This window comes from Archangium sp. (assembly GCF_036277355.1).
GTDB lineage: Bacteria > Myxococcota > Myxococcia > Myxococcales > Myxococcaceae > Archangium.
In genome coordinates, this window is the sequence record NZ_DASUNC010000101.1 from 107,493 (window position 1) to 119,089 (window position 11,597).

9 protein-coding genes are annotated in these 11,597 nt (G+C 64.8%); 5 read left to right on the forward strand and 4 right to left on the reverse strand.

Annotated features, from left to right (window positions below; all coding sequences use genetic code 11):
• The first annotated feature begins 105 nt into the window (after positions 1-105).
• Both VFZ09_RS26250 and VFZ09_RS26255 read left to right on the forward strand, forming a co-directional pair.
• Complete coding sequence (locus VFZ09_RS26250) at positions 106-597, forward strand: hypothetical protein (RefSeq protein ID WP_329730405.1); 492 nt, start codon at positions 106-108, stop codon at positions 595-597.
• 170 nt (positions 598-767) lie between these two features.
• The gene (locus VFZ09_RS26255; protein ID WP_414640747.1) at positions 768-1,808 is read left to right on the forward strand and encodes a TIGR04552 family protein; all 1,041 of its coding nucleotides are present in this window, start codon (positions 768-770) and stop codon (positions 1,806-1,808) included.
• Between the two features lie 80 nt (positions 1,809-1,888).
• Here the strand turns inward: VFZ09_RS26255 and VFZ09_RS26260 are convergent, their stop codons facing one another.
• From VFZ09_RS26260 to VFZ09_RS26275, 4 genes are all read right to left on the reverse strand, one after another.
• Positions 1,889-3,841, reverse strand: a complete 1,953-nt coding sequence (locus VFZ09_RS26260; RefSeq protein WP_329730407.1) for an Ig-like domain-containing protein — start codon at positions 3,839-3,841, stop codon at positions 1,889-1,891.
• 262 nt (positions 3,842-4,103) lie between these two features.
• Positions 4,104-5,747, reverse strand: a complete 1,644-nt coding sequence (gene ffh, locus VFZ09_RS26265; protein ID WP_329730408.1) for a signal recognition particle protein — start codon at positions 5,745-5,747, stop codon at positions 4,104-4,106.
• Positions 5,748-5,906: 159 nt separating this feature from the next.
• Positions 5,907-6,125, reverse strand: coding sequence for an MbtH family protein (locus VFZ09_RS26270; protein ID WP_329730409.1), 219 nt, complete (start codon positions 6,123-6,125; stop codon positions 5,907-5,909).
• A gap of 40 nt (positions 6,126-6,165) precedes the next feature.
• Complete coding sequence (locus VFZ09_RS26275; RefSeq protein WP_329730410.1) at positions 6,166-7,755, reverse strand: MBL fold metallo-hydrolase; 1,590 nt, start codon at positions 7,753-7,755, stop codon at positions 6,166-6,168.
• Positions 7,756-7,906: 151 nt separating this feature from the next.
• Here VFZ09_RS26275 and VFZ09_RS26280 point away from each other — a divergent pair, with 151 nt between their 5' ends.
• The 3 genes from VFZ09_RS26280 (at position 7,907) to VFZ09_RS26290 (ending at position 11,531) form a co-directional block, all read left to right on the forward strand.
• Entirely contained in the window at positions 7,907-8,773 is an 867-nt protein-coding gene (locus VFZ09_RS26280) for a 5'-nucleotidase (RefSeq protein WP_329730411.1), read from the forward strand.
• 106 nt (positions 8,774-8,879) lie between these two features.
• Positions 8,880-9,911, forward strand: coding sequence for a nucleotidyltransferase domain-containing protein (locus VFZ09_RS26285; RefSeq protein ID WP_329730412.1), 1,032 nt, complete (start codon positions 8,880-8,882; stop codon positions 9,909-9,911).
• Between the two features lie 27 nt (positions 9,912-9,938).
• Positions 9,939-11,531 (forward strand): MBL fold metallo-hydrolase, encoded by a 1,593-nt coding sequence (locus tag VFZ09_RS26290; RefSeq protein ID WP_329730413.1) that lies wholly within the window; start codon positions 9,939-9,941, stop codon positions 11,529-11,531.
• The last annotated feature ends 66 nt before the right edge of the window (positions 11,532-11,597 follow it).

The following is an 11,597-nucleotide window of genomic DNA, read 5'->3' on the forward strand; positions in this document are numbered from 1 at the left end:
GCGCCGGAGGGGTTCCGCATGGAAATTCGGTATGAATTTGTGCCGGGTGGGAACGTCATGAGGAGTGAGCACACGGGACTCCGGCGTACTCATCAAGGAGAGCACATGCTGCATTCGAAGCTGACTCGCACGCTCGTTGTTGGACTGACGCTTGCCACCTCCGTGGCGTTTGCTGAGGGAACTGCGGCCAGCACCCCCAAGCTGGCGTGCCCGGCCGGGACGAAGCAAACCGGCAATGTGAATGATGGCCTCTACTGCCGGAAGATCGATGCGAAGGCCGGTAGGAATGACGCGCATGGGCCGTATGCGTCTTTCTTCCCCAATGGCAAGAAGAGCGCCGAGGGGCAGTACGTCGATGGGTTCCGCGCCGGCCTGTGGACCTTCTACAGCGAGGACGGTCAGGTCAGGGGCAAGACGGAGTTCCAGGGGGGCAACTACCACGGCAAGCACGTGGAGTACTTCCCCAACGGAAAGCAGCGCTTGGTCGAGGAGTTCGCGAACGGCAAGCGCAACGGTCTTTCCCAGGAGTTCTCCGAGGACGGCAAGCTCGTTCGCCAAGCCCAGTACCGTGATGATCAGCAGGTCGCCGAGAAGTAGAGCGGCTGCCTCGCGGTAACTTCCGGAAGGCCCTCTCCAAGCAGGCGGAGGGCCTTCTGCTTTTCCGGAAGCGCTTCCCTCGATGAGCGGGCTCGGCTAGAAGCCGAGTCGTGAAGTTCCCGCCCATTATCCCACAGTTGTCCGATATCCCCGTTTGCACCGTGGCGGACATGGGCCTCCGCGAGCTTGAGCGCATCCGGCTCATCCTTCGAGGTGGCTCGGTCATCGACTGGCGGCGGATGCACTTCCAAAGCCGGGACGAGGTCGACCGTTTCCTCCGGCTCTGTCAGATCGACACCTCTCGGCCAGAGGACGAGGCCTGGGCTCGTACGGTCCTCGCCGATGCCGTCGAGTATCTCCGTCAGACCTTTGACTACCGGGTCGCGGACGCCGTGGCGGACCCGGAGGAGATCCATGATCTCTTCCTCTATGCCTCCGGCGTGAAGGGGCTCCCGAGACATCGCCGCATCGCTTGTATCGTGCTCAAGGTGATGCACGTGCTCCAGCACATCGAGGGCCGGGACCTGATGCATCGCCTAGCGGTCTCAGAGGCAGAGCTCTCCGAACTGGTGACCGCCAAGGTGTTGGGTGTAGCGCAGCTGCTCCAGGACAAGGGGTTGCCAGTTGTCGAGTTCGCGCATTCCATCAAGTCGCGCGAGTCCCTCATTACGAAGCTGCTGGCCAAGAAGGAAACGGTTGCGGCCCAGATCTATGATCGGACGCGCTTCCGCATCATCACCCAGAAGCCGGCGGACATCGTCCCGGTCCTATACTTCCTGACACAGCACCTCTTTCCCTTTAACTTCGTCGTCCCTGGCCAGACCGAAAACACGCTCGTCTCGTTCAAATCAGTCCTTGAGGAGAATCCTCACCTCCAACAGTTCGCCCAGCATCTCCATCTGGACCTCGATTACGAAGACCGCGAGGAGCGTACTCGTAACCTGTTCTCTGGGAACACCTACCGGGCATTGAACTTCGTCGTGGATGTTCCTGTTCGGATGGATACGTATCTGCCACAACCAGAAGAAGACACGCGCGAGCGCAAGAACCGGACAGTCTTCACGCTCGTGGAGTTCCAGATCATGGACGAAGAGACTGCCCGTCAGAATGAGGAGGGCGAGAACGCCCATAAACTCTACAAGCGTAGACAGAAGCGGCGTGTCTTGCGCCGCCTGTCCCGTGGGCTTGTTGTTCCTAAGCGGCAAGACTGAATTTTATCCTGCCGCTTTCACCGAACTCCGAACATTTTCTGTGAGAGAGGTTTGTGGTAATTGTTCAGGAACTGAGGGAGCTATTCATTGTAGCGCTGCACGTAAGCATATTCCCCCAAGCCGCCGCTCCCTGCCGCATTGCGGCCCTCGGGCCAAACGAGTACAGGTCTCCCGGTTGAGTCGAGTATAAGTGCTGGTTGTGCGCTGCTTTTCTGACTCTGGTTCATGCCATCTTTGCCAGTTAGGCTATTCCAAGATTTGCTGTCCCAGTAGCTTGTAAACAGATGCATGTAACCTGTCTCGGCTATTCCATCGAACTCTGTCCAAGTAACGAAAAGTTTGCCAGAGGGTGTGGCTCGGAGCCGCGTCTGTGCTGCATAGGTGTAACCACTATATGCACTCAAGGGGCTTCCAACCCGATCCCAAGATTGTGGACCAGTGGAGCGGAAAATTTGGATGTCTCTAGGTCCATCAAAGTAGGACTCTTCTGCCCAGGCTAGATACAAGTTGTTCTGAGCATCAATAGTCAGCGAGCAGTCGCTGGCTGGTGTTGCTCCTGTGGATACGCTGAGACCACCAGAGACGTAGCCGTTGGTGTCGTCGCCGTAGAAGGGTGGAACCGCAAAGGCCCAAGATCCGTCTGACTGCATGCGCATGACGTAGATGTTCGTAGGGAAGTATTCCTCTAGCGTCTGTTCTTGGAAGGCCACGATGGGGTATCCATTGTTGTCCAATACGAGCGAGGGTTTGGTGGCGCTGGTAAACTTGAATACGGCACTGACTAGGCCCCCATAAGAGCCCACGCTAGTGAATGCTGCTCCATTGACGGACTTCCAGACGTAAATAGATGAGAATTCATCGATGTTCATCTCATCCCAGGCAACGTAGATGTCGTTTCCGCGTATCGCGAGCGAGGGGTTGCGGGCGGGCGTCGCAACCGGGCTGGAACGCGTGTCATTCTCGGCGGATAGGACTCCTGCTCCCACGGACTGCCAGGCGGTTCCCGTCCAACGTCTGATGTAGATGTTCTCGTTGAACCCGTCCGATTCCTGCCATGCCACGATGGGGTTCCCGCTGCCATCGAGCACCAGGGCAGGTTTGTAGGCGGAGCCGCTCGACGTCCCGTTCAGCGCACTGCCGACCGGAGTGAACGCGTTACCGTCCCAGCGATAAACGAAGATGGATGCCCTGCCTCCCGCAGTGACCTCTTCGCTCCATGCCACCACCGGGTTGTCCTGGCCATCAAGGGCCATGGCGGTGTCTTTCAGGAGCGTATTGCCGCCCACTGCATGCAGTGGTCCTCCGAACGAGTACCAGTGCGGAAGCTGAAAGCTCCATGACGTGCCCGGAACGACGAGGGCGTTGCCGGCTGAATCAGTGATGCCGTTGCTCAGGCCGATCGAGATGGTGGCGGGCAGGGGGGGCTTCACCTTGGGGGCGAGCGTCAGCGTTCTGCCGTCGCTCGAAAGCGAGAGCGTCTTCTCCGCCAGCACTCCAGAGACGGTGAAGCTCACCGTGGTGTCGTTGATTGTCGTGGCCTTCACCGGCTTCGAGAAGAGCACCTGGATGGGCGTGCTGTACGCCACATTGGTCGAGCCAGGGGCCGGTGAACGCGAAGCGACCTGCAGGTTGGTACGGTCGACGATGACGGTGACGGGCGCGCTCGAGAAGGTCCGGCCCGCCTTGAGGGCACGCGCTGTCACCGTGTAACTGCCCTCGGGCTCGGCCGTGGTGTTCCAGGTGTAGCGATAGGGCGAGTCAATGATCGCGAACTCCGCCTCATTCTTGTAGAGCCGCACCAGGTCAGGTGTTCCTCCACGCACGTCGACGGAGAACTCAACGCTCCCGCTCGTGTAGAACGTGCCCGTCGGGGTGGTGATCGTGACGGACAACTCCGTGGAGGGTGTTCCTGAGTCGGCCGGGTCAACTCCCGCGTCCGGCGTATGGGGGCTGTGATCGATCTCCGGCAGCTGCAGGCAGGCGGACATCAATCCGGCGAGGACCAGGGGGATGTAACGTTTGAGGGTTGGCATGCCACTCCGCAGTGCAGGCTCCATTCCAGGTGCCTGGGGCTGAGTCTCGGGCTCTTACGCTCGTAAGCCCCCGAAACGACTCGCGGAGAATGCCTCACTCCACTCGGGCCGTGAATCCACCCACGGGCTCCGTCTCGCTCCCAGGATGCACCGTCCGCAGCACTGGACTGCCCTGGTCCCTCGAAACACCCGCGCCGCTCCAGGAGGCCCTCCTGGGGGCTTCCCGAGCGGCGCGTGGGTGACACCGGAGCCGCGACTGCGGCTACTTCTTCTTCCGGTTCTTCTTCTTGTTTTCCTTCTCGCGCTTGCGGCGCTCCTTGATGGCGTCCTTGTTCTCGGGCTTGCCCGCGGCCGAGGGCGGCGCGTAACCCATCATCCGCGCCTTGGCCATCGCCGCCTGTCCCATCGGCGCCGTGTAGCCCGGGGCGATCTGCGGCATCTGCATCGGCATGCCCCCCATCCCCATCCCCGCCATCGCCTTCTCCATCATCTTCGGGTCTTTCCCGAAGATGCTCGACATGTCCATGTTCTTCATCTGCGCCAGCTGGCCCATCTGCTTGAAGCCAGGGATGCGCCCCAACAGGCCCGGGTTCTGCCCAATCGTCCCCATCACCTGCTGCATCATCCCGAACTTCTGCAGCAACTCCCGCACCTCTTCCGTCTTGCGGCCGCTGCCCTTCGCGATGCGCTTCACCCGGCTGTCGTTGATCAGGTTCGGACGCAGCCGCTCCTGCTCCGTCATCGAGTCGTACATCGCCTCGATCTTCGTCAGCTCCTTCTCGTCCGGGTTCAGGTGCTCCGTCATCTCCCCGAACAGCGGGAACTTCTCCAGCAGATCCTTCAGCGGACCCATCTTCCGCACCATGCGGATCTGCTCGACGAAGTCCTTCATCGAGAAGTTGCCCGACAGCAGCTTCTGCGCGTCCTCCGCCGCCTTCTTCTCGTCGACGACGCCCTCGAAGTCCTTCATCAGGCCCACGATGTCGCCGAAGCCCAGAATCCGGCTCGCCAGTCCGTCCGGGCGGAACTCCTCGAGCTTGTCCATCGACTCGCCCATGCCCAGGAACTTGATGGGCTTGCCCGTCACTTCCTTGATGGACAACGCCGCGCCACCGCGTGCATCACCGTCCAGCTTCGTGAGGATGAAGCCGTCCAGGCTCAACCGCCGGTCGAACTCGGCCGCCGTGCGCACCGCGTCCTGGCCAATCATCGCGTCGCACACCAGCAGGATGTTGTCCGGCCGCACGTTCGCCTTGATGGCCTCCAGCTCGGTCATCAACGCCTCGTCGATGGCCAGGCGGCCCGCGGTGTCGATCAGCACCACGTCGCACTTCTGCTCGCGCGCCGCGGCGTACCCGCGCTTCGCCAGCTCCGGCGGCGGCACGTTCGGCTCGAAATACACCGGCACCTTCAGCCGCTCGCCCAGCACCTTGAGCTGATCCACGGCCGCAGGACGGTAGATGTCCGCCGCCACCAGCAGCGGCTTGCGCCCCTCCTTGAGCAGCTTGCTGGCGAGCTTGCCCGTGGTCGTCGTCTTGCCCGACCCCTGCAGGCCCACCATCATGATGCCGCTGACCTGGTCCTTGGGCTTGAGCTGGATGCTCGTGTCCACCGGACCCATCAGGGCCTCCAGCTCGTCGTGGCAGATCTTGACGAAATGGTCGCCCGCCGAGACGCGGTGCTTCTGGCCGGCCTTGTCGGTCACGGTCGTCTGCACGACCTCCCCAACGGCCTTCTCGCGCACCCGCGCGACGAACTTCTTCACCACATCGAAGGCGACGTCTGCCTCGAGCAGGGAGACGCGGATGTCGCGAAGCGACTCGTCCACCATCTCCGGGGTGATCTCTCTCTTGCCCGCAAGGCGGTTCTTGGCGGCTCGGAAGCCCTTGGCGACGGTCTCAAGCATGGCGGTCGCTATATAACAGCGCAGGCCAGGACGGGATGCCCAAGTGCGTCCGGTCGTCCACCAGTCGAGAGATGGGGGCCCTTCACCCCAGGCCACCCGGCTCCCAGGCCCCTGGGGGAGCCTGCCGCCCGGGCCGGACGGCAGGTCCTACCTACCCCCTCAGTTGGGGCGCGACTGCGCTTCCATCTTCTTGCGCAGGCTCAGCGGACGCATGTCCGTCCACACCTGCTTGATGTACTCCAGGCACTCGGCCTTGGGGCCCTGCTTGCCCGCGTCCTTCCAGCCCGGCGCGTTCTCCCGGTCCGCCGGCCAGATGGAGTACTGCTCCTCGTGGTTCATCACGACCTTGTAGACGGTCGTATCCTCGGTCTCGCTCATGGTTGCGTGCTCCTACAGGTGAAGAGGGGAAAACCGGACGTCAGAAGAAGAGCTCCGCCTGGATGTAGGGCAGCGAGGCGGTGATTCCCTTCTCCTGGCACCACGCGAGCATCTTGCGCGCCTCGACGAGCTGCGGCGAGTTCTCGTGGTAGCCCATCGCCATCACGTGGCCCATCCAGGGCTCGCGGCCCATGGCGTAGATGTGGACCTGCTTGGGGTTGATCCGCCGGGCGATCTCGATGGCCCGCTCGGCGTTGGAGCCGTTGAGCCGCCGCGACTGATCCATCTTGCGCGGCAGCGGCGCGGGCATCAGCGGCCCGTACATCCAGCTCAGCGGCCCTCCCTCGGACTCCATGCCGAGGAACAGCACGTCGATGTCCCCCACGGCCGCGTGCACGTGATCGTACAGGCGCGGCTCGAGCGCGTTGGAGTCCGCCGCCATCAGCAACGAGCGGCCCTTCAGCTGCACCAGGTGCGCCAGCTTCGCCTGGATGTCGAGGTCCGCGTGCTCGCCAATGAAGGGCACCCCCGTGATGGAGCCGCCCGGCACCTCGAGGGACTCCAGCTCGGACAGGGTCACCACGTTCTTGAAGCCCACCGCCTTCAGCATCAGCTTGAGCGAGGGGTCCGCCAGGCCGCCACCATTGCTGGCCGGAACCACGACGGTGCCGATCCGCTGGCGCAGTTGCAGCAACGGCTCGAACATCAGGTGGTCCGCGTGCCCGTGGGTGATGAGCACGTAGTCGATCTTCTCCGGCAGATCCGCGTGCGTGTAGCGCGGCAGGTCCGTGGGGAAGTCGTAGGAGATGACCGGATCCGTCAGGATGCTCACGTCGCGCGACTCGATGAGCACGCAGGCGTGGCCGATGTAGCGCACGCGCACGCCGTCACCGTCGTACCGCGGGGCCGGGCGCGGAGCCTGGTCCGTGAAGAAGGTGGAGAAGAGCTCGGCGTCCCTGGCGCCAATACCCAGGGCCTCGCGGATGGCGTCCACCGAACCCGGCGTGCGCCGCATGGCGTAGAGCTGGTTGATGGCCTCGTGACGGAAGGGCAGGTGCACGTGGAGCGTGTCCTTGTCCGAGTCCAACCGCGGCGTGCTGAAGACGTACGGCCGCGCGTCCCCCTTCAACAGGCGGAACGACAGGCTCTGCGAGGACTCCTTGTAGTGCGGGCTGCGGTAGAGCAGCGGCTCGAAGAAACGCGCCGACGCCCGGTTGTTCAGGTCGTACATCAGCTCCACGTACCCCTGGAGGATGTCCGGCACCTTCTTGTACAGCTCCTCCAGCGAGCTTCCGTTGGACGGGGCCAGCAGCTTGTCCAGCTCCGCCACCGCCTGGGCGAACCGCAGCGTCGCCGCCTGCTCCTTGCGCGTCCGCTCCAGCAACTCCTTGACCTCGCCCGCCCGCTCGACGCCGTAGTTGAGATAGGGGCCTCCCGCCAACGCCGGGTTCTTCAGCGCCGCCACGTGGATGGCCGGGTTGGCCACGAACGACTCCATGATCTTCACATGGTGGTTGGCCACGTACAGCGGCGCGGTCGCCGGCGCGATGAGGTACCACCACGCGTACCACTGGTTGTACAGCGGCTCGACGGCGACGTTCTGCTTCAGGTACAGCGCGGGCTGGGACACTCGGCGCTCCTCGGGCCCCCAGGCGCCCGATGTGATGAGGGGTGGCGGGATGATGAAAGACCCGGAAGCCGGGAGCAAGGGGGGGCTCGCGCATCGGCTCCCGGGACTCGGACGAGGGCAGGGGAGGGGCCCTGGGGTACCCTCTGGCCCCATGCTCTCCTCGAAGAAACGACTCGTTCCGCTGGCTGGCTCCCTCGCGGCGCTGGCCCTCTTCGCCGGCTGCGATACCTCGGGGACTCCTCCGGACGGCACCCCCTTCGGCAAGACGCAGGTGCTCCTCAACGGCTCGAAGGACTCCGTGCGCACCGAGGAGACCAACCTCGGCGACCTCACCGCCGACGCCTACCTCTGGTTCGCTCGCAAGACCGATCCCTCCACCGTCCTCTCCCTCCGCAACAGTGGCGGCATCCGTGAGTCCATCGACGCCGGGGAGATCAGCCAGCTCGACATCGAGAAGAGCCTGCCCTTCAACAACGCACTGGTGCTCGTCACCGTCACCGCCGCACAGCTCGAACAGGTGCTCGAGCACGGCGTGGCGGCCACCGCCCCCGACGTCTCCCCGGGCCAGTTTCCCCAGGTGAGCGGCCTCCGCTTCGAGTACGACGCCAGCAAGCCCGCCCAGGTGTTCGACCTCGATGGCAACCTCGTCACCGAGGGCCAGCGCATCCGCCAGGCCGCCATCGTCGATGGCTCCGGCAACGTGGTGGATACCCTGGTGTCCAACGGTGCCCTCGTCGGAGAGCCCGACCGCACCTTCCGCATGGTGACGCTCGACTTCGTCGTCGCCCTCGGAGGCGACTACTACCCGTTCCCCCTCTTCGAATCCCAGAACGCGGCGCGCTACAACCTCGTCGCGCTGGACACCACTCCCAACAACCAGGGCTTCAACGACGTGGGCCGCGAGCAGAAGGCCTTCGCGGACTACCTCGCCGCCACCTGGCCCGCCTCCGGTCCGGGCTACGCCCAGGCCGATACGCCCAGGGACGCCGACACGCGCATCAGGTCCGTCGGCCCGTGAGGAGCGCCCGCGGCGTCCGCTCGCTCTCCGTGCAGGCTTGCTGCGGATCCGGGGAATTCACACTAGGATGCCGGCCTCGCCTTTGGCCGCTCTGAGGGAGTCACGGATGGAGGAAGAGTTCTCGCTCGTCGGCATGACGGAGGACATGGGGATCAACTCCGTCCTCTTCGGCTTCATCGGCCTGTGCCAGATGGCCTTTCCGCGGCGCCTCCGGGCCTGCTTCCTTCTCGGCAGCCACGCCACCGGGGATGGGGTCGCCGATAGCGACCTCGACCTGCTGCTCGTCTTCAAGGAGCGGTTCCAGGAAGGGGAGGTGGAGCGCCATGAGCACTTCCGCCGCTCCGTGGGCATGATGGCCCGTTACCCCCTGGACGTGAGCGCCGTGGACGAGGTCCGGCTGGTGGCCGAAGGCGCCGTCAACCTCAAGCGGGCCTCCCTGTTGCTGGCCGGCGAGGACATCCGGGAGCGCGTCCCCTTGATGCCCCTCGAGCAGTGGCTGCGCTTCTGCATGCACCGGCCCTACATGTTCATGGAGCGCGCCCGCGCTCGCGCCGAGGGCGAGCCCCTGCGCTACCCGCTCGCCTACCCGGACCCGCGGGGCGAGCTCTATGGCTATGACCACTCCGCCGTGCTGGATGCCCAGGGCCTGCCGCACCGGGGCTTCAAGGAGCTGGTCACCCTGGCCAGCCGGCTCGCGGCCGCCGAGGTCGCTCTGGCCGGAAAGCACGTGTTCTCCAAGCGTGACGCCATCGAGGCGCACCGCCTGCACGTGAACAACGAGCGGACTCCCCTGTTCGAGCAGATCCACGAGAGCCGCAAGCGCTGGGGCTACCGGGTGCCGGACGCCCCCGAGGACCAGGCGCATCTGCGCTCCCTCTGTGCCCGCATCCTGGACGCCGAGAACCACTTCCTGGGCCTCTACAAGGACTACCTGCTCGCCGAGCTCCAGCGCGGAGAGGTGCGCGACCGCGTGCAGGCCGCCCGGCGCCTGGGGGAGATCCTCTACCCCGGCCCCGAGGTGCCCGCCGCCCTGACGCGGCTCCAGGAGGCTCCCGAGCCCGAGCTGCGCGAGGCCGCCCGGGAGTCGCTTCGCCTCATCGAGCGCTACGCCGTCAGCCGGACCCCTCCAGCGGCCTGAGTCTTCGATCCTTCCTCCGAGGTGTGGATGTCCTCGCCCGCGCTGTACCTGAAGCAGAACGTCGTCACCGAGCCGCTCTACAACCAGTGGTACGCGTGGTGGTTCCTGGCCTCGCCCATGACGGCGCCCCTCTTCGTGGCCAACCTCCATGTGAAGATCATGGAGTCCTTCGTGGACAACCCCGCCATCCACGTGGCCGCGCTCAAGAGCCCCGTGCTGCGCGGCGGGCCCTACATCAACTACGGCGTGCAGCAGGTGGATGCCGTCAAGGCGCTGCTCGAGCGCACCCTCAAGGAAGAGGCCCTGTCCCTGCGATACGCCGAGGCCGTCCTGGAGCTCGAGAAGCTGCTGGACTCGGCCGAGGGCTTCTCCCTGGAGGAGCTGTACCCGCGCGTGCCAGACCTGCTCCGCGGCTATGTGGAGCTCACCTATGACATGAAGAACCGGGCCTCGCCCCGCTTCTTCGAGTCGCTCCTCTACCGCAGCCCCTTCCACCGCGAGTCCTCGCAGAGCCTCTGCATGCGGCTCATCCACGGCGACGCCCGGCCCTACGTCTTCAGCACGCCTCGGCTGGACACCCAGGACGGCAGCCTCCAGGTGAAGGTGCCCTACCGGCACGCGGCCCTCGACCAGCTCTACGCCATGCGGCGCACCCCCGGGCCCGTGGAGCCCGTTCGCGAGGCGCTGGGCATCGAGCCCCGCGACGCCGAGCTCTTCTCCTCCTTCTTCACGGAACAGCCGCCGCGTCCGGCCCCGCGCTATGACGGCGATGGCGTCCGGGTTCGCTATTTCGGCCACGCGTGCGTGCTCATCGAGTCACGCCACGTCAGCCTCCTCACGGATCCCGTCGTCAGCTACGACTTCCCCACCGACATGCCCCGCTACACCTTCGCGGACCTGCCGGAGAAGATCGACTACGTCCTCATCACCCACGGCCACGCGGACCACTTGATGTTCGAGCCGCTGCTCCAACTGCGCCATCGCATCGGCACCATCGTGGTGCCCGCCAACAACGGCGGACGGATCGCGGACCCCTCGCTCAAGCTGATGCTCAAGCACGCCGGCTTCCACAACGTGGTGGCGCTCTCGGACCTGGAGTCCCTGCCTCTCCCCGGTGGCGAGCTCATCGGCCTGCCCTTCATCGGCGAGCACGGCGACCTCGACATCCAGGCCAAGATCGCCCACCTCGTCCGGCTCGAGGGCAAGAACCTGTTGATGGCCGCCGACTCCAACGCGCTCGAGCCGCGCCTGTACGAGCACGTCCATCGCGAGGTGGGGAACATCGACATGATGTGGCTGGGCATGGAGTCCGAGGGCGGTCCCCTGAGCTGGATGTACGGCCCCCTGCTGCCCTCGCCCCTGCCTCGCAAGATGGATCAGTCGCGGCGGCTCAATGGCTCCAATGCCGTGCGCGCCATCGAGATCGTCCAGCGGCTCAAGCCCGGCCAGGTCTTCATCTACGCCATGGGCCGCGAGCCCTGGCTCGGCCATGTCATGGTGATGGGCTACCACGAGAACTCGCCGCAGCTCGTCGAGTCCCGCAAGCTGCTCGAGTACTGCCGCCAGCACGGCATCACCGCGGACATGCCCTACGGCCAGGCCGAGCTCTTCCTCCGCTGACGGCCAACGCGCGCCCCACCGCATGTCCCGGGACTCTTCCTCCGTCAGCTCGTGGAGCGCCAGTTC